15 protein-coding genes are annotated in these 18,065 nt (G+C 45.4%); 10 read left to right on the top strand and 5 right to left on the bottom strand.

The window, feature by feature from the left end:
• Window positions 1–3 precede the first annotated feature (3 nt).
• On the bottom strand, window positions 4–1,233 hold the full coding sequence (gene lptG, locus JMY03_RS11515; RefSeq protein ID WP_201603831.1) for an LPS export ABC transporter permease LptG: 1,230 nt from the start codon (window positions 1,231–1,233) through the stop codon (window positions 4–6).
• Window positions 1,233–2,516, bottom strand: a complete 1,284-nt coding sequence (locus JMY03_RS11520) for an LPS export ABC transporter permease LptF (protein ID WP_201603833.1) — start codon at window positions 2,514–2,516, stop codon at window positions 1,233–1,235. The genes lptG and JMY03_RS11520 overlap by 1 nt, the downstream gene beginning before the upstream one ends.
• Before the next feature lie 376 nt (window positions 2,517–2,892).
• On the opposite strand from JMY03_RS11520, the gene JMY03_RS11525 reads away from it, so the two are divergent.
• The 3 genes from JMY03_RS11525 to sstT all read left to right on the top strand — a co-directional run bounded on the left by JMY03_RS11525 (window position 2,893) and on the right by sstT (window position 6,462).
• The gene (locus JMY03_RS11525) at window positions 2,893–4,521 is read left to right on the top strand and encodes a leucyl aminopeptidase (RefSeq protein WP_201603834.1); all 1,629 of its coding nucleotides are present in this window, start codon (window positions 2,893–2,895) and stop codon (window positions 4,519–4,521) included.
• Window positions 4,522–4,566: 45 nt separating this feature from the next.
• Window positions 4,567–5,043, top strand: coding sequence for a DNA polymerase III subunit chi (locus JMY03_RS11530; protein WP_201603836.1), 477 nt, complete (start codon window positions 4,567–4,569; stop codon window positions 5,041–5,043).
• A 216-nt stretch (window positions 5,044–5,259) separates the two neighbouring features.
• Window positions 5,260–6,462, top strand: a complete 1,203-nt coding sequence (gene sstT, locus JMY03_RS11535; RefSeq protein ID WP_025645409.1) for a serine/threonine transporter SstT — start codon at window positions 5,260–5,262, stop codon at window positions 6,460–6,462.
• Window positions 6,463–6,576: 114 nt separating this feature from the next.
• Here sstT and JMY03_RS11540 read toward each other — a convergent pair whose 3' ends face one another.
• Together JMY03_RS11540 and JMY03_RS11545 are read right to left on the bottom strand one after the other, a co-directional pair.
• Window positions 6,577–6,900 (bottom strand): chaperone modulator CbpM, encoded by a 324-nt coding sequence (locus JMY03_RS11540; protein ID WP_025645407.1) that lies wholly within the window; start codon window positions 6,898–6,900, stop codon window positions 6,577–6,579.
• Window positions 6,901–6,973: 73 nt separating this feature from the next.
• The gene (locus JMY03_RS11545; RefSeq protein ID WP_201557506.1) at window positions 6,974–7,990 is read right to left on the bottom strand and encodes a DnaJ C-terminal domain-containing protein; all 1,017 of its coding nucleotides are present in this window, start codon (window positions 7,988–7,990) and stop codon (window positions 6,974–6,976) included.
• 392 nt (window positions 7,991–8,382) lie between these two features.
• Here JMY03_RS11545 and JMY03_RS11550 point away from each other — a divergent pair, with 392 nt between their 5' ends.
• Window positions 8,383–8,745 (top strand): septal ring lytic transglycosylase RlpA family protein, encoded by a 363-nt coding sequence (locus tag JMY03_RS11550; protein ID WP_201557508.1) that lies wholly within the window; start codon window positions 8,383–8,385, stop codon window positions 8,743–8,745.
• 122 nt (window positions 8,746–8,867) lie between these two features.
• Here JMY03_RS11550 and JMY03_RS11555 read toward each other — a convergent pair whose 3' ends face one another.
• Window positions 8,868–10,928 (bottom strand): ATP-binding cassette domain-containing protein, encoded by a 2,061-nt coding sequence (locus JMY03_RS11555; RefSeq protein WP_201603838.1) that lies wholly within the window; start codon window positions 10,926–10,928, stop codon window positions 8,868–8,870.
• 445 nt (window positions 10,929–11,373) lie between these two features.
• Between JMY03_RS11555 and erpA the strand changes: the two genes are divergently transcribed.
• From erpA to JMY03_RS11585, 6 genes are all read left to right on the top strand, one after another.
• The gene (erpA, locus tag JMY03_RS11560; RefSeq protein ID WP_037059055.1) at window positions 11,374–11,697 is read left to right on the top strand and encodes an iron-sulfur cluster insertion protein ErpA; all 324 of its coding nucleotides are present in this window, start codon (window positions 11,374–11,376) and stop codon (window positions 11,695–11,697) included.
• A gap of 350 nt (window positions 11,698–12,047) precedes the next feature.
• Complete coding sequence (gene gshA, locus JMY03_RS11565; RefSeq protein ID WP_227675619.1) at window positions 12,048–13,622, top strand: glutamate--cysteine ligase; 1,575 nt, start codon at window positions 12,048–12,050, stop codon at window positions 13,620–13,622.
• Between the two features lie 96 nt (window positions 13,623–13,718).
• Window positions 13,719–14,231: a disulfide bond formation protein B gene (locus JMY03_RS11570; RefSeq protein ID WP_025645394.1), complete on the top strand. Its 513-nt coding sequence runs from the start codon at window positions 13,719–13,721 to the stop codon at window positions 14,229–14,231.
• Between the two features lie 526 nt (window positions 14,232–14,757).
• Entirely contained in the window at window positions 14,758–15,384 is a 627-nt protein-coding gene (locus JMY03_RS11575; RefSeq protein WP_201603842.1) for a copper resistance protein NlpE N-terminal domain-containing protein, read from the top strand.
• Window positions 15,385–15,885: 501 nt separating this feature from the next.
• Complete coding sequence (gene mpl / locus JMY03_RS11580) at window positions 15,886–17,406, top strand: UDP-N-acetylmuramate:L-alanyl-gamma-D-glutamyl-meso-diaminopimelate ligase (RefSeq protein ID WP_201603844.1); 1,521 nt, start codon at window positions 15,886–15,888, stop codon at window positions 17,404–17,406.
• A gap of 217 nt (window positions 17,407–17,623) precedes the next feature.
• Window positions 17,624–17,878 carry a GlsB/YeaQ/YmgE family stress response membrane protein gene (locus JMY03_RS11585; protein ID WP_025645387.1) on the top strand — a complete coding sequence of 85 codons (255 nt, stop codon included), beginning with the start codon at window positions 17,624–17,626 and terminating at the stop codon, window positions 17,876–17,878.
• Window positions 17,879–18,065 lie beyond the last annotated feature (187 nt).

Raw genomic sequence — 18,065 nt, forward strand, 5'->3', positions numbered from 1 at the left:
CAGCTACATTTGCCGCTTTAGTAAATAGCCTCCAAACACCGCACTAGCAATAACTGGCAGTAGCACCATCAAAAATGGCGAAAACCCTGTGGCTAACGATACAAACCCAACTAAGTCTTGAATATAGCTAAACAGTAGCCCGAACAGCAAGGCAACAACGATACGCAGGCCTAAACTGTGCGTGCGTAGCGAGCCAAAAACAAAAGAGCACGCAACGATCACCAGCGATAATATCGACAGCGGAGATAGCAGTTTTTGCCAAAACGCCAGCTCGTGAGTCAATGACCGCTTACCCTGCTGCTGCATAAACTGACGATGTGCGTATAGCTGGGTCAAGGACAAATCTTCGGCATCGCGGGTCAGCAGATACACCGATTCAGGCGCAAAAGGTAGACTCAAGGTATCTGTAGTAGCGAGCTGTTGACTGCTTTGAAAGCCTTGATTGATGGTCAGCCTCGTGATGTTATTGAGCTGCCAGTCATAGCGGTACTGCTCGTCTTTATTATCGCTTGTGCGCCCGACTAGTTGACGCCCTGTATACTGGCCGCCCTCAGCACGGATAGCAGTTTGTAGGTTGCCATTCTTATCCAAATGCCAACGCTTGACCTCACCGATATTGCCTTCGACATCAGCATAATCGATGTAGAGAATGTCACTGCCATTCGCTTGCAGTGTTGTCTCATCGTCTGCGCTGTTTACGTTTACACTACTAAAACTTGGCTGCATGGCCCAGTAGCCGCGCACTGAGGTAATCAGCGCGCTGCTGTCGTCATCATTAATCTCATCGGCCAGGTGGTTGCTCGTAGGTAATATAAACTGGTTAATAGACAACGCTAAGATGACGAATAATAAAGCCGGCTGGAGTACCCAGCCCACGATACGATAGACGCTGACGCCTGAGGCGCGCATGACCACAAGCTCGCTCTTATTAGCCAATAGTCCAAGACCCACCACAGCGCCAAGCAGCGCGCCCGTCGGAATGAACTGCTCTAAAAAGTAAGGCGAGCGATAAAAGATATATTTGAGCGCCTCGCCCATCGTATAGCTATCGCTGAGCGAATCAAGCTCAGACAAGTAAGAAAATAAAACCTGTAAGCCCCATAGCCCAAGTACCGCGGCGATAGTCGCTAGCAAAGCATTAAGCTTGACGTAACGACCGAGCACTTTTAGTCGACTGGGTGGCTTTGCCAATGACAAGCCTTTATTTTTTGCGGCAAACAGTGAGGAGCGCATTATGAGGCTCCTGTATTTGAGTCATTTATAGAACCTAAATCGTCGTGCTTATCTTCGCTCAACCGAAAGCGCAGTCGATGCTGGATACGGCTGCCCCAATTCATATAAAGTGCTAACACCATAAACCCTACTATCAACCAAGCATAAGACCAAACGCTCACATTGCCTTTAGCGACAGCGTTTTTTAAAGAGATGATACCGAGCGCACAACTCACAAAGAGTAAGATGGCCGGAAATAATCGTAGCCAGCGTCCTTGACGCGGACGTACTTGCGCGAGCGGTACCGCAAGCATAGGCGCGATAATCATCAGCCAAGGCAGTGCTAAGCGGTAGCCAAGCTCGCCTTGGGCGGCGAGCCTAGCCTCGCTAGTACTGACCGCCATACTGCCTGTTGCCGCTTGCCATAAGGGACCGATCGCCTGTGTTTCGATATTGTCTTCGCTGACGACCTCTTCTTCGGACTCTGTCAAAGTAATACGGTAGCGATCAAAGCCGATCTGATTGTATTTTAGGCTACCAGCGCCGACTTCATAACGCCGTCCCTGAAACAGATCCAATTGAGTAACGCCGCCGGCAATGCTCTCTACTTGTTCTGCGCGGCGAGCCAAGGTAATCGTGTCTTTACTCGCAGCCCGATTGGCGCTATCAATCAGCTCTTTTGGTAAATCCTCAACAGGCAAGCGCTCAACCAATTCGGACTCTTGGGCTGTCTGAGCTGACACACTTTGAGCGCCATTATTGGCAGGTTTTGCCGATTGTGTTTTGGGCTGTGTTTGAATCAGCACCACATCTTGCAGCTGGGTTTTATCGTCGCTCAGACTGCCCACATACAGATGATAATTACCGCTACTGATAAACTCTTTCGGGCGGATTAAATCAAAAGCACTAGTCAAAGCTTGCTGCTGCCAAATCGTCTCTGAGGAGCGCACTCCCCAAGGCTTGCCGACTATAGACAAAGCCGCCTCACCCACAAACAACGCCAAAATCAGTGGTGTTATCAGCCGAGCTAACTTCCCGCGTGAGACGCCGCTGGCATTAATCACCGCCATTTCTTGATCCACATAAAGCCTACCAAAAACGAGCATCAAACCGATAAAAAACGCCAAAGGTAAAATAAGCTCTAAAAAGTAAGGCAGATTATAGCCAATAATGGTGAATAATAAGCTGATATCTAAGTTGCCTTCAGCGGCAATTCCAAAATAACGTATCAGACGGCCACCGAGCATCATCACTACCAAAAACCCCAATACCAAAGCGGTCGTTGAGGCAACTTGACGGGTCATGTAGCGGCGTAATATCACAATTAGGACTCTTAAATAAGGGTTGGCGTTTGCAAGGATAAGTGGTTATACATCCGTATCGTGCAAGCTCATAAGCGATCTTTTGGCTTTTTTATAGTTTTTGGTAAATATGGCAAAGCGAGTATAAGCGTCAAACGTAACTGCTAATGCTAGCATGTTTTTATAAAAAATGACGGTGAAAAGTGTGTAAAAGTACGATACGCTTTCTATCTAAACAGTCACAAATAACATTATCTAACCCTTACAGAACAGTCGCGCTGTCATCAATATGTTAGACTGTCATATAAGCTGTAGTAGGTTCACGACCTTCTTTGCTCAGCATTCTTGTTTTTCATAACTCTAATAAGGACAAAACTATATGAATATTAAGCTAACCGCACAACTGCCAAAAACGCATACCCAAAAAATACTAAAAAAAGAAGCCAAAGACAAAGACTCGAGCTGTTTAGTGGTCTTAGTCGATAATAACAAAAACATCTTGGCAAGCGACTCATTGACAGAGTATCAAGAGCGTATTGAGCAGTTGATGGCAGTCTCACATTTCAGTGGCAAAGCCTGCGAAACGGTCGCTGACTATGCCTTAGCTGGTGATAAAAAAACCACTAAAGCCAATCCGCTACAATTATTAATCGTTGGCGTAGGCGCCATAGATAAGCTCAACCACAGCGCACTACAAAAAATCGCTAAGACCATTTATCAATCAACGCAAAAACGCGTCGCCTCCTTAACTATCGCGCTCGGCGATGCTCTACAAGAAAACGAGTTTAGCCAATTTGCTCTGAACCTGCTAGCAGCGACTTATCGCTTTGATAAATACAAATCAGAGCAAACCACGCCGGTATTAACTGATATCTACTTGCTCGCTGATAATAGCTTGCAGTCCGCTTTAGACTTCGCGCAGTCAGTGTTTGTCGGTCAAAGCTTGACTCGCGATGTCGCTAATGAGCCAGGTAACATCTGCTTCCCAGCTTATATGGCAGAGCAAGCGCAGGAGCTGGGCAAAAAATACTCTGATATCCTAAAAGTCACTGTATTAGGTGAAGAAGAGATGTCAGCGCTCGGTATGGAGTGCTTCTTAGCGGTCTCTAGAGGCTCAGTCCGCGAGGGCAAGTTGGTGATTATGGAATATCAAGGTAAGTCGAAATTTACCGCTAACCATTCAGCCAGTTATCGCGATAACGCTAGCAGCGCTGCCAAAGCTGGTCTAAAAGCGATTGCAGATAAGCTGCCTTTAAAAGCCAATACGAAAAAAGGCAGCAACAGTGACGCCCCTATTGTATTAGTCGGTAAGGGCGTCACCTTTGACTCTGGCGGTATCTCTATCAAGCCAGGCGCGGCGATGGATGAGATGAAATTTGATATGGGCGGCTCAGCGTCAGTCTTGGGTACTATCCAAGCGCTATGTGAAGCGCGTCTGCCTATTAACGTCGTCGGCGCGCTCGCTTGTGCTGAAAATATGCCGTCAGGGGAAGCCACGCGTCCTGGTGATATCGTCAAAGCCATGAATGGCAAGTCAGTTGAGATCTTAAATACTGATGCTGAAGGCCGCTTGGTGCTAGCCGATACTCTATGCTATATCCAGCGCTATAATCCAAAAGCGATCATCGATGTGGCCACTTTGACTGGCGCTTGCGTCGTCGCTTTAGGTCACGTGCGCTCAGCGGTGTTTAGTAATGATGAAGACGTACTGTTCGAGCTTGAGAATGCTAGCGCTCAATCAGGCGATCTTATCTGGCACATGCCGTTAGATGATGAGTATCAGTCATTGCTTGACTCGCCTATCGCCGATATGCAAAATATCGGTGGTAAAGGTGCTGGCGCCGTCACTGCTGCTTGTTTCTTATCGCGCTTCGTAGAAGAAGACCAAGCCTGGGCACATTTGGACATTGCTGGTACCGCATGGAACTCTGGTAAAGAAAAAGCCGCTACCGGTCGCCCAGTCCCTCTATTTATGCAATATCTCAAAAACAGCGTCGATATGGCATAAACAGTGCTGTATGATCAGACACTTCATAAGGCTTAAGTACCAAATATGTCAAAACTAACCGTTAGTTTTTATGTCTTAAGCGCGAGTAAAGCCCAAGATTTCTTGGGCTTTATTTGTCAGCTCACTCAAACTGCCTTAAATAAGAGCACACAGTCGCTGGTTATTCTGGCGGATAATGAACAACTGCTGAGCGAGCTTGATGAAGCGTTATGGGCCAATGATGCGGCAAGCTTTATTCCGCATCAGCGCTTAAGCGCTAGCAATAGTGAGGCGACGGCGAGTACTGATAACAATTCTGCAGCGCCTGTGCTCTTAGCATCACAGCTGCCGTCAGACTTTAGCGGTATCGTCATCAATACCACTCCCCGCCCCATCAATGATTATATCTCGTCAACGAGCAACGCGCTGCCTAGCCGTCTGCTAGAGATTATCCTACCCGATGATGCTAGCGTCGCCCAAGGCCGTTATAAATATAAACACTACCAACAGCTTGGTTATGAGCTCACTCATTTTAAAGTATAAAAGCTTTAACAGCCGCTAATCTTCACAAATAAAACCTTCTGTGTCATTAGTCGCTCTACTTCGAGCGCATCTAAAACATCTATATAGTTGATTATCATCTTAGCTATTGCGCTCTCGATATCGCAGAGCATTAGGTGAATATCACAAAAAATGCTACTATCTTTCGATTATTATAGGCTTTATATTTTTTGATTATCGTTTATTAGAAGGATAAAGATGCGTTCATTGATAGCAATGTATCAACGGATAGGGTTAGTGCCGCTTATTATCGTCGGTCTGGTGCTGGGTGTGCTGATTGGCTGGCTGGCCCCTAGCGCTGGTATAGCTTTAGGAATATTAGGAACTTTATTTGTCGGCGCGCTCAAAGCCGTAGCACCTATACTCGTGTTTGTATTAGTGTTAGCCGCTATCAGTAAGCAGCGCAGTGGTGATGAGGTCTACGTCAAACCTGTCCTTATCATGTATATGTTTGGCACTTTTTTGGCCGCATTGACTGCCGTTGGTGCCAGCTTCTTGTTCCCGATTGAGATGGTCCTAGTCAATGCCAATATCGAGCAAGTACCGCCTGCCAATCTAAAAGAAGTCCTGACCAATCTATTAATGAGTTTAGTGGCTAATCCTGTCAATGCTGTAGCAAATGCCAACTATATCGGTATCTTAGCATGGGCGATTATTATCGGTTTTGCGCTGCGTCAAGCTGGTGATACTACGCGCGGTGTCGTAAGCGACTTTGCTGATGCGATATCACAAGTGGTCAAATGGGTCATTGCCCTCGCACCTTTTGGTATCTTAGGGTTGGTCGCCAATACTGTCGCTGAAACAGGCTTTGAGGCGCTAAAAGGCTATGCCAATATTTTGATGGTATTGGTTGGCTGTATGCTGTTTATCGCTCTAGTTGCTAACCCTTTAATTGTATTAGTCAAAACCGGCAAAAACCCTTATCCGCTAGTACTGACTTGCCTGCGTGAGTCTGGTATTACCGCCTTTTTTACCCGCTCATCAGCAGCTAATATTCCTGTGAATATGAACCTTGCTCACAAACTAGGTCTGCACGAAGATACTTATTCAGTCACCATTCCGCTCGGTGCTACTATTAACATGGCCGGTGCGGCGATTACCATTAATGTGCTCACCTTAGCTGCGGCGCACACTTTGGGTATTGAGGTCAGCTTTGCCTCCGCTTTACTGCTAAGCTTAGTGGCGACAGTCAGTGCTGGCGGCGCGTCGGGCGTACCTGGCGGCTCATTACTGCTCATTCCATTGGCCGCAAGTCTATTTAGCATTCCTAACGATATTGCGATGCAAGTGGTGGCCGTTGGTTTTATTATTGGCGTCATTCAAGACTCTGCGGAGACAGCACTTAACTCGTCAACCGATATACTATTCACCGCTGCTGCTGATCCCAAATACGCCCGTTAGCGTATTAAGCTTTGACGACGTTTTAATCAAAACTCAAGGACAAGAAAAGGGCACTCAGGTGCCCTTTTTATACTTTAAAACTTGTATGCAAGTCAGGTTTAAGCTTTCAATAGCTTACTTTAAGTGATCTACTTCGACCTCAATCACAGGCGTCTGCATCTCCAGCTGGCGTTTAAACTGACGCAGCTGCTCCACTTCATCTAACAGCTCAAGTATCAAGCCAATAGCCGGTACGCTCGCTTCAAAATCACGACTAAGACGTGAGGCACGGCGCACGGTGGTCAGCTGATAGCCAGTAAACTGCTGACTCTCAGGCACATCATACTCAATGATATTTTCTTCTATTAAGGCGATAACCCACTGCGGCTCTTGACCACAAGCAGACACTAATTCATCAAAACTCATAACTATGTCGGTTAATTCAGGTGAGTGTTTCATCATTATTATCCTCGTTTATGCTATATCTCTCATCATCTGTCTAACTTTAGCTCTCTTATGACCATTTTGCTCACTAGCGACTGATGCTAGTATGAGCAAAGGCTTGTTTTAGCTGCTCATAAGCTTGCTTAGCTTCGTCCGTGGTGACTTCTGGATTGACGATATTTAGGGTCAAGTATAAGTCTCCCGCTTGTTTTGCAGGGATACCCTTGCCCTTCAAACGCAGATTACTTCCTGATTTGCTATTGCTCGGAATAGTGACGCCGAGCTTACCTGCAGGAGTCGTGACATTGATTTTTTCGCCCAACGCCGCCTCCCACGGAGTGATATTCACCGTTTGGTAAACATTAGCGCCTTCCAAGCGAATATTATCGGCAGCAGTGATGGTGACTTTAAGGAATAGATCTCCGTTTTTTCCACCTCCGATACCGGCAGCGCCTTGCCCTGCTAGGCGGATTTGCTTGCCATCAGTGATGCCTTTAGGAATTTTAATCTTCAGGGTTTTATTCTCATAACCCACACTACCATTAGGCTGACGGACAGGGACATTCAACTTAATACTATAGTCGTCGCCGCTATAGACCGAAGCGAGATCGACACTGATCTCAGCATGCTGATCTTGGCCTTTGCTATCTTGGCCAAAACCACCACCGAACTGATCAAAACCACTTGGTCCACCAGCCGACTGGCCCGCAGAGCCGCGAGCACCGCGCCCAAAAGCTGAGAAGATATCATCGAAACGAAAACCGCCACCGCCAAAGGCTTCACCGTCACCGAACTGATCTTTGATATCTTCCCAGCGAAAGCCGCCTTGCGCGCCTGTCGACTGGCCGCCAAATCCGCCAAAGCCACCAGCACCAGCTTGGCCCGCAAAAGGATTGTCTAGCATAGCGTCATACTCGCTACGCTTATCTTTATCCCTAAGTGTCTCGTAAGCGTTATTAATCTCAGCGATTTTATTATCTGCATCTGGATCGTCACTGACATCAGGGTGATATTGACGGACTAGCTTGCGATACTTTTTCTTAATATCGGCGTCTGAGGCGTCTTTTTTTACCCCTAAAATGTCATAGTAGTTTTTTTCTGCCATTATTTTTCCTTATCATTTTATTGAGAAAATTTTTATTAAACGCTATAAAGTTAGAATCATCTGTTTCTATAATAAGACTTTTTTCTACAATATCAATTTTACTCAATGGCTACGACCTTTTTAGGGCTTTATAATCAACAGCCTCGACACAGATTTTCAGGGTAGATTTAAGTTTGCCAGTTACATTGTATAGAAATCTTTAAGATATTAACTTTGGTTATGAATCAATAGCTTATAAGGTAACTGAAATTTGACTTGTCTTATTTTTTACACATCTGTAAGGATATAGCAAGCTTTATCCTGTAAAATACTGCAATGTTTACACTCATAGGGAGTGAAAATAATATAGGCAAGAGAATCTGTCTATTTTATAAATTACGTATAGGTGTTAAATGTCTTATTTAATCAAGTCTTTAGTTATCATGTTGTCATTAGCGCTGAGTACCACCGTTTTTGCTGGTAATACTAGCTATTATGGTAGTAAATTCCACGGTAAGCGTACCGCTAGTGGTAGTATTTTCAATATGAATGCCATGACCGCCGCACATAAAACCTTACCGTTCGGCACTAAAGTTAAGGTAACTAACCAAAAGACGAAGCAGAGTGTGATAGTTAAAATCACGGATAGAGGTCCTTTTACACCCGGCCGTATCTTAGATTTATCTAAAGGCGCTGCTAGTAAGATAAACTGCCAACTTTGTACGACGACTATGAAAGTACTCTCTTACGGTGATGGCAAATATCGTAGACAGTAACCAACCTGTCGCGCGAATGTTTTAAGTCTTAAGACTCAATCATATAAAAACCCCAATCGTATAAAAAAAGGAGAGCATTAGCTCTCCTTTTTTGTGTTCGCTCAAAGTTTTGAGCAGGCATTTTAATTAAACTTAGCTTCCATCTCTTCTAAACTTGTCATCGCTACTAATAAGCTCTCCTCTTTATCGTTATGTTGCTGCTGTAGCGAAGCTTGCTTGTCAAGCAGCGCTATCAAGTCGGCTTTGCGGTGCGCTTCATAAAGCTCAGTATCGGCAAGCTCAGTCTCCAAGCTTGCTAGCTGCTCATCTAGCTTCACCAATGCCTTTTCGGTATTTTCGATTTCTCGGCGTATAGGCGCGGTCAGTTTGCGCTGCTCAGCCGCCAACTTACGCTGCTCTTCTTTACTCAAAGTACTAGCAGGGTTTTTGGACGTCTGACTCTCAGCTTTAGTTGTCGCTGTAGCCTGTGCTGACTCACTATGCTTAGCCTCTTTATTTTTGGCTCTATTATCCGTTTCACGTGAAACCAACGTCATTTGCGCCTTTTTGTCTTTGGCTTGTTTATTGCTATTTTTATCCTGCGCGTTCTCTTGTTTGCGCTTCTCCGCTAGCCACTTGCCGTAATCACTAATATCGCCTGCGAACTCGTCGATCCGGCCGTCATGGACGAGATAGAGCTCATCACAGACGTTAGCAATCAGTTCGCGATCATGCGAGACGAGCACGACCGCGCCTTGAAACCCTTGTAGCGCTAAAGTCAAAGCTTGACGCATTTGCAAGTCCAAGTGGTTAGTCGGCTCATCGAGCACGAGCACGTTAGGACGCTGCCAAACGATTAATGCCAAGGTCAGGCGTGCGCGCTCACCACCTGAGAACAGCTCGCTTGGGGTATCGATACGCTCGCCGCGAAAATCAAAACTGCCCAAAAACGAGCGCAATGTTGCATCAGAGGTCTTGCCCGCGAGGCGACGTAGCATCTGCATCGGTGTGGCGGCGGCGTCTAAAGCGTCCATTTGATGCTGATTAAAGTAGCCAAGCTTGAGAGTATCAGAGACTTGGTATGTGCCTGAGAGTACCTTTAACTCACCAACCAACGCTTTAATCAAAGTCGACTTACCCGCGCCATTCATACCGAGTAAGCTGAGGCGCGTATCCGGGGTGACTTGTACGTTAGCATTATGTAGCAGCGGGATATCACTATAACCGATGTCAGCTTTGGTCATCTCAATCAGCGGCGTGCTCATGTGCGCCGGCTCATAGAACTTAAATGAAAAGGGGTTATCCGCCATCATCGGTGACAGCTCCGCCATGCGCTCAAGCTGCTTGATACGGCTTTGGGCTTGCTTAGCCTTGCTGGCTTTGGCACGGAAACGGCGGATAAAGTCATCTAAGTGCGCACGGGTTGCTTGCTGCTTCTCATAAGCTTGCTGCTGCTGCGCCATACGCTCGTGACGGGTGCGCACAAACTGCTGATAATTACCGGTGTAGAGAGTGATTTTTTGCTGTTCGACATGCAGAATATGATCGACAGTGGCATCCAAAAAAGTCTGATCATGCGAGATGACGATGACTAAACTTGTGAACTGATTAATCCAAGTCTCAAGCCATAAAATAGCATCTAAGTCTAAGTGGTTGGTCGGCTCATCGAGCAGCATCAGATCGGCACGGCTCATCAAGGTTTTGGCGAGGTTTAGACGCATGCGCCAGCCCCCTGAAAAGCCCTTTACCGGCTGCTCATGTTGGCTGGCTTTAAAACCAAGACCCGCCATAATTTGCGCCGCTTTGGTGGGCGTACGATAGCCATCTATCTCGTCGAACTGCTGATGTAAGATACCAATCTGCTCATCGCTAACATTGCTCAAATCACTCAACGCCTCATTGAGCTGATACCACTGCTCATCACCGCTTAGGACATAATCAATGGCCGTTTGACTACTTGCCCCCACTTCCTGCGCCATGTGTGCGACCTGCCAGCTCTCAGGAATGCTCACCTCGCCTTTATCGAGCGTCACTTCAGTATCGCCTACGCCCATTTGTGTCAACAGTAAGGCAAATAGCGTTGATTTACCGGTGCCGTTGTTACCCGTCAGCCCTATTTTGTGATTGGGGTGCAACTGGAAACTGGCGTCCGAGAAAAGCACTCGACCATCACGGCGAACACTAACGTCTTTAAATTCGATCATAAGGGGTTTTATCTCACAGGAGTTATAGCGACCACGGCACTTATTCGCTCAATTATTCGATCAGTAGCTGATTAAGTCGGTCGCTAGCAGGTCAATAGTTATAAGAGGCAATGATGAAAATTTACAGAAAAACAGGCCAAAGTCAGCCATAATTGGTGGCTATTATTTCAAACGACTGGCGGATAGGCAAACGATTAAACCATTATTTATAAATAACTGTTTCATTTTTAAGTCATTTATTGAGGGGTGTCAGACTTATTTCAATATCGTCTATCTGTTTTATCAAACACGCTTATCACTCTTGATAAGTTAAGCCTAGCCCCAATTATGGTATACTGCCAAAACACTACTGACATCAAGCAGTTAAGCATTCGCTAATGAGGTGATTATGACCCAAACTACTACTCAATATGATCCAAGCGCCAGTCAGCCGGTCGATCCTACTATGCTAAGCCTGACCGATAGCGCGGCCCAAAAAGTGCGCCGTCTACGCGAAGAAGAAGGCGATAAGGAGCTTATGCTGCGCGTTTATGTGACAGGCGGCGGCTGTTCTGGTTTTTCTTACGGCTTTAGATTCGACAGTGATATGAATGAAGACGATGCCAATTTTGATAATGGTGATGTCACTTTGGTGATCGATTCGCTCAGTTATCAGTACTTACAAGGCTCTACCGTTGACTATACTGAAGGGCTAGAGGGCGCGCGCTTTATCGTAGATAACCCCAATGCAACCACGTCTTGTGGCTGCGGCTCTTCGTTTTCTATCTAACAGTGCTTTTTTCACTGCACGCTTATCAAACGTTTTTATTAAAGCATCTATTTTTTATAGGTGCTTTTTTGGCTAAGCCAACTGATTTTTTCACCGCTGAAGGTTACTGAAATTGTAATTGTGCGTGGTTTTTGCATTATCTTTGGGCTAAACTGACTTTGAACTAAACGGAGCGCTCTTTTGAACTAAACGGAGCGCTCTTTTGATATAATTGATAGCGACGACGGTTTATAGCAACGACAGTGCCAAATTGGCTGCAGTTTTGCGCCGGTTTTATTTGAGCAAACCCTATTTGAACCAATCTTAGTAAAGGGTTGCTCCACCATAATGAATAACAATAGATGACTATTATGAGTAATTTTGCAAGTAGCTTTGTGGATTTTGAAATACCAAGTTGGTTTGATAGCCAATTATTGATGGGCATGCTGCGCGGTATCGAAAAAGAAGGTCTGCGCGTTAGATCAGATGGGTTTTTGGCACAAACGCCGCACCCTTCAAAGCTTGGTTCAAAATTGACCCACCCGTTCATCACTACGGACTACTCTGAGAGTCTACTTGAGCTTATCACTGACCCAAGAGCGACGCCAAAAGATACTTTGGCTATGCTGCGTCAGCTGCATGTCTTAGTCTATCAGGCTTTGCCAGAGGGTGAGCTGATGTGGCCGTTGTCTATGCCTTGTATGCTCTCAGCAGATGATGCCGATATTCCACTGGCTGATTATGGTAGCTCCAATACCGGTAAGCTCAAAACGCTTTATCGTAGTGGACTTGGTATTCGTTATGGTCGCCGTATGCAGACGATTGCGGGGCTGCATTATAACCTATCTTTTGGCGATGGTTTATTTATACAGTGGCAAAAGCAGCTTGCAGACGCGCAGACGCAGACGCTGACCGAGTTCAAAAACGAGAAGTATTTAGGCCTCATCCGTAACTTTAAGCGCTTAACAAGCTTAGTTCTATATCTGCTAGGCGCTAGCCCTAGCGTCTGTCCTTGCTTCATCTCAGGCCGCGAGCATGACTTGGAGCTGATGAACGAGTCAACCTATTATAGACCAGCTGCCACAAGCCTACGTATGGGGAAGCTTGGCTATACCAATAGCGTTCAAGAGCATTTGGATATCCGCTATAACGATCTCACTGAGTATGTCGCAGGCCTACGCCGCGCGATTCAAACGCCGCATGAGAGCTTTAAGGCACTTGGACTAAATGATGAAGCGGGTGACCCTATCCAGATCAATGATCATATATTGCAAATAGAGAACGAATACTACAGTCCTATTCGCCCCAAACAAATTGCCGCGCGTGGTGAGACGCCGACAGAAGCGCTAGAGCGTCGCGGTATCGCTTATGTGGAATTTCGTGCCATCGACTTAGATCCTTATAGCGATGTAGGTATTCGCCTCTCAAGCGCTTGCTTCTTAGAGGTTATGGCGCTGTACTGCTTACTCAATGAGTCGCCAGATTTGTTGCCGGCAGAAGAAGAGGAGCTGGCGATTAATCTAGAGCGCGTAGTTAACGAAGGCCGCTCGGATAATCTACATATTCTAAATAATGGAAAAGAGCAGTCGCTACAAAGCTGGATGCTGGCGCATTTATCAAGTATGCAGCCGCTAGCCGCATTACTTGACGCCCATCATGGCGGTAATGATTACCGCGTAGCAGTAGCTTTGATGCAAGGTAAAGCGAGTAATTCAGAGTCGACCATCTCAGCACAAGTTAATGCCGATAGTATGCGCTTAGGCAGTATGTGGAAGTTAGGCTTTACCTTAGCGCAGCAGCATCGCGATGCTATCCTTCAGCATACTTTAAGCCCTAATATGCAGGCAAAATATGAAGTATTGGCTGAAAAGTCGCTGTTGCAACAAAGCGAGATCGAAGCCAATGACACCGAAGACTTTATGGACTTCATTAAGCAGTACCGTTAAGCCTAGATGGCCTTAGCGGATGAGTCATTTAACTGAAATCAGCCATAATTAGCTACTAATCATAGCTCCAGCCCCTATTTTAAGAGTACTTATTTGATGCAAAGCCTACCCTCTTATCGCAGTATGCAAGTGTTTTTGGTAATTATGAGCGCTATCGGCATGGGCTATGCCTTGTTTTTTTTGCAGCAGTCTATGGGGCTTTCTCCCTGTCCTTTATGTATCTTTCAGCGTATCGGTTTGATGGTGATGGGCGGCTTTGCGCTCGTAGCGGCTATTTTTAATCCAAAATCGAAACTTATCAGGTTTGGTCTGTGGTTAGGTAGCTTAGTCGGTATTGGCTGGGCGACGGGCGTTGCTGCTCGTCATGTCTGGCTCCAGCATCTGCCAGCTGATCAAGTGCCTGCTTGTGGCCCTGGCCTAGACTATTGGCTTGATACGCTACCGATGCAGCAAGTACTAAAACAAGTGTTCGCAGGTTCTGGAGAGTGCGCTACTATTGACTGGACATTTTTGGGTTTAAGTATCCCAGAGCAATCTTTGATATTTTTTAGCTTTCTTATTATCGTTCACTTGCTCATACTGATGAATATATTGCGTTCAAAAACTTAAAGGCTGTCAGTGCTATCAGTGCTGATAGTGCCCACTCGGGCTAATCGGCACTAACTTATGCCTAAACTAACTTATTCCTAAATAGCAACCTCGCTTAGTGTCTTCTACTTCTGCAGTTAGTACTCCCGCAGTCTCGCTGCAGCATCACCGCTCAACTCTATCTTTTATGTATTAATGTCCTCTGTATCAGTAACTTTTTTATCAAAAGTCTGTCACTGAGAGGCAAATCCTAAAATACAAATCTCCTCCTTTTATAACAAAAACCACACATTTTGGTCATTCCAGTTTGTTATCTTACGATAATATTTTTCCGTTGATGGTGAATAAATAATCGTTTATCTTCAAAAGATATATAAAATGTGGCAATAAGGCTCTGCACACCAGTCCTGTGAGTACATCAGAAGCAGGTATGGTTACTTTGCCACTCTTGTCATCTTAAATGACATTAATACTAGCTTTTGTAAGTAGAGCTGACCTTAGTTGTCAGCTTGCACTTAATCCTCATCTGTTTGCTGTTGGTAAGATCATGATATATTCTTTTTCTAAATTTGCCACAACGCCTGCTCATTGTGGCTCTCGCTCGACTTTGAAACTCTTATTACCTTTGTCTTTTTGTGCTTTACTTGCGGGCTGTGATAGCCACTCCTCGACACCTAGCACTAATGAAAAAATGATGATTGCAAGTAAGCAGAGCGATGCTATTGCTGCAGAGCAGGAGACCATAGACCCTACCTCAGATAGCGATGGGACTAGTAGCGAAGAGGATGAGTCGCTCATTAGTACGGCCAAATCGGATAGAAAATCCTCCGTAGATCGCTCATCTTCGGATGCTACTACAACAAACGACAGTCAAATGCAGGCTACTTTAATCGGTGATTATAAGGGAGTAATGCCCTGCTCTTTTTGTAGCAGCACAGAGGTGTTGCTAAACTTATTTGCTGATGGCTCTGTGGTAAAAACCAGTATTTATGATAATCCAAAAGAGCCGACCGACTCGTTAATTGAAAACGGTATTTATCGTCAAGATGATGACAAGATCACGATCGTTTACGATGATCAGCGTATAGAGAGCTATATTATTCAAAACAACCATTTAGTATTACTAGATGATAACAACATTGCTGACGATGACTACACGTTATCGCGCCAGTAATATAAGTCTTTGTATATGTTTTTTGGTTCATAATAGGGCGTGTTGAACATTCACAAATGCGCACTGCTGATCGCTACTAGTTTATCAAAGCTGTGTTCTAGTCGTCGTTAAAATTGCAGATAATGCTTATTGCATTGGCTAGCTGATTTTATTTAAACAGTCGCAACGACTAGGGCGATTTTAGCATCAGCCCTCACGACAACAACAGGGACAGGACTATTTTTTGCCGCTTTATTGATAAAAATAGACGCTTAGAACGACTAAACTTACCATTTTTATCTGCAAATCGCCTAAAAAATAGTCTCTGTCAGTGCCATGGTCGAATGTTTAACACGCCCTAATAATCGGTAAACTTTAGATAATGTTAACGCCTACAGACTAGGCGTTTTTTTGGGCGTTTTTTTACGCATTTTATTGGTTATACCGTAGGCTTTACTTTACAATAATGTCCTAAATATCACGACTTACTCTTCTTTTCTTATCATTCGGTGCGAAACGTCTATGCATATTCATATTCTTGGTATTTGTGGCACTTTTATGGGCTCACTAGCCTTATTGGCCCGCGAGCTTGGGCATGAAGTGACGGGCTCAGATGCCAATGTCTATCCGCCGATGTCCACTCAGTTACAAGAGGCTGGCGTGACGATTATGGAAGGCTATCATATCGAGCATCTACAGCCTGCGCCTGAGTTGGTCGTTGTCGGTAATGCGATGAAGCGCGGGATGGATGTGGTCGAGTATATGCTCAATCAAGGACTGCGCTATACCTCAGGGCCGCAGTTCTTATCGGAGCAAGTACTACAATCGCGCCATGTGATAGCAGTGGCGGGCACGCATGGTAAGACCACAACAACGACGATGCTCGCTTGGATATTACAATATGCTGGGATTGATAGCGGGTTTTTGATTGGCGGCGTGCCGTTAGTCGATACTGATGATAAGCGTCTACAACAAGTCTTCGCTCATAGTAGCTACTTAGGCGCTGATTTTACAAATACCTCGGATTTAGGTTACTTTGTTATTGAAGCCGACGAATATGATTCAGCGTTTTTTGATAAGCGCTCAAAGTTCGTACATTATCGCCCGCGTACCGCTATTTTGAATAATTTGGAGTTTGATCACGCTGACATTTTTGCTGATCTAGGAGCGATTCAGACGCAGTTTCATCATATGCTGCGTATGATTCCGAGTAGCGGACAAATTATTATGCCAGTCAATACGCCAAGTCTCGAAGATACCTTAGCTAAAGGCGTTTGGACGCCCGTTTGGCGCACCTCTATTGTCGATAATACTGATAAGAATCCGGCGCAAGCTCAAACCGCGGCAGCTGAGAGCGAGTGGCAAGCCCGACTTATCAGCGCTGATGGTAGCCAGTTTGAAGTGAGCTTTCATGGCGATAAAAGCGCTAAAAATACAACTGGTAATGAAGCGGCTAGTACCGATACGGCCGTAGTCGATTGGGCGATGAACGGCTTGCATAATGTCAATAATGCGCTAGTCGCTATTGCAGCGGCGTATGATATCGGCGTCGATATCGCAAGTGCCTGCGCCGCACTATCTGAGTTTGCCGGTATCAAACGGCGTATGGAGCTGATCGGTGAGGTGGGGGATATCTTAGTCTTTGATGATTTCGCTCATCATCCGACCGCGATTACCACCACGTTGGATGGTGCCAAAAAGAAAATGGCTAATCAAAAGGTTTGGGCCGTTATCGAACCGCGCAGCAACACGATGAAGATGGGTATTCATCAAGACAGCCTAGCGTCTTCGGCCGCGCTTGCCGATCAGACACTTTGGTACGAGCCTACAGGCCTTGAGTGGGGCCTCAAAGACGTCATAGCGCAAGCGCAGCAGCATAATAGCAACTTAAGCAGTCAGCAAGTGCTTGGTAGTACCGACGCTATAATCGAGCATCTCACTACTCATGCTAGAGCGGGTGATGCTATTATTATCATGTCTAACGGCGGTTTTGAAGGTATTCACCAACGTCTATTGGCAGCATTGGCAACGACTCAGCGCTAATAACCCTACTCTTAGCTCATGCCATAGTCTATGTAGCGCCCTCAGATTCCGAGTGGCGCTTTTTTATCGTTTTTACAAGCCCTTTACGCATTCAATTCAAATGATAGCAAATCAGGACTTTTTATCACACAGCCCCTACACTACTAACATTTCGTGCTTACTCTTCTGGCGAAGGAGTGACTACAATGTACTCATTCAATCAATTAGGAGAATAATAATGGGTTTTATATGGATGATTATTGTCGGTTTAGTCGCAGGTCTATTAGCGCGCGCTATTAAGCCAGGTAACGATGCGATGGGCTGGATTATGACTATTGTACTCGGTATTGTAGGTGCAATGCTTGGTGGCTTTATTGCCGGTCTAATCGGTATCGATGCTGATGGCGGCTTTATCGGTCTGATATTCTCAGTGATTGGCGCTATTATCTTACTCTTCTTGTATGAGATGATCGTCAATAAACGCCGCGTATAATATAAGCACTTTTATAACAGGTGTTTAGCTATACTCTCGATTTAAAAAAACCTTATTATTATAAGGTCTTTTTTTATGAAGGCTTTAGTTGCTGCCCATAAATCTACTAATACGAAATCGACCTCAAGTTGTTGATAATCGTTACTTTTGCCCCCATTTACCTTATAATAACGCCAATTCTATTTGC

This window comes from Psychrobacter submarinus, from assembly GCF_904846685.1.
In the GTDB taxonomy this organism is placed as follows: domain Bacteria; phylum Pseudomonadota; class Gammaproteobacteria; order Pseudomonadales; family Moraxellaceae; genus Psychrobacter; species Psychrobacter submarinus.

What these genes read in the sequence shown, in the direction of transcription:
- JMY03_RS11555 (WP_201603838.1), bottom strand. Translation starts at nt 10,928, where the DNA reads ATGATCGAATTTAAAGACGTTAGTGTTCGCCGTGATGGTCGAGTGCTT.
- JMY03_RS11545 (WP_201557506.1), bottom strand. Translation starts at nt 7,990, where the DNA reads ATGGCAGAAAAAAACTACTATGACATTTTAGGGGTAAAAAAAGACGCC.
- JMY03_RS11530 (WP_201603836.1), top strand. Translation starts at nt 4,567, where the DNA reads ATGTCAAAACTAACCGTTAGTTTTTATGTCTTAAGCGCGAGTAAAGCC.
- lptG (WP_201603831.1), bottom strand. Translation starts at nt 1,233, where the DNA reads ATGCGCTCCTCACTGTTTGCCGCAAAAAATAAAGGCTTGTCATTGGCA.
- JMY03_RS11525 (WP_201603834.1), top strand. Translation starts at nt 2,893, where the DNA reads ATGAATATTAAGCTAACCGCACAACTGCCAAAAACGCATACCCAAAAA.
- erpA (WP_037059055.1), top strand. Translation starts at nt 11,374, where the DNA reads ATGCTAAGCCTGACCGATAGCGCGGCCCAAAAAGTGCGCCGTCTACGC.
- JMY03_RS11520 (WP_201603833.1), bottom strand. Translation starts at nt 2,516, where the DNA reads ATGACCCGTCAAGTTGCCTCAACGACCGCTTTGGTATTGGGGTTTTTG.
- JMY03_RS11570 (WP_025645394.1), top strand. Translation starts at nt 13,719, where the DNA reads ATGCAAAGCCTACCCTCTTATCGCAGTATGCAAGTGTTTTTGGTAATT.
- mpl (WP_201603844.1), top strand. Translation starts at nt 15,886, where the DNA reads ATGCATATTCATATTCTTGGTATTTGTGGCACTTTTATGGGCTCACTA.
- JMY03_RS11540 (WP_025645407.1), bottom strand. Translation starts at nt 6,900, where the DNA reads ATGAAACACTCACCTGAATTAACCGACATAGTTATGAGTTTTGATGAA.
- gshA (WP_227675619.1), top strand. Translation starts at nt 12,048, where the DNA reads ATGAGTAATTTTGCAAGTAGCTTTGTGGATTTTGAAATACCAAGTTGG.
- JMY03_RS11585 (WP_025645387.1), top strand. Translation starts at nt 17,624, where the DNA reads ATGGGTTTTATATGGATGATTATTGTCGGTTTAGTCGCAGGTCTATTA.
- sstT (WP_025645409.1), top strand. Translation starts at nt 5,260, where the DNA reads ATGCGTTCATTGATAGCAATGTATCAACGGATAGGGTTAGTGCCGCTT.
- JMY03_RS11575 (WP_201603842.1), top strand. Translation starts at nt 14,758, where the DNA reads ATGATATATTCTTTTTCTAAATTTGCCACAACGCCTGCTCATTGTGGC.
- JMY03_RS11550 (WP_201557508.1), top strand. Translation starts at nt 8,383, where the DNA reads ATGTCTTATTTAATCAAGTCTTTAGTTATCATGTTGTCATTAGCGCTG.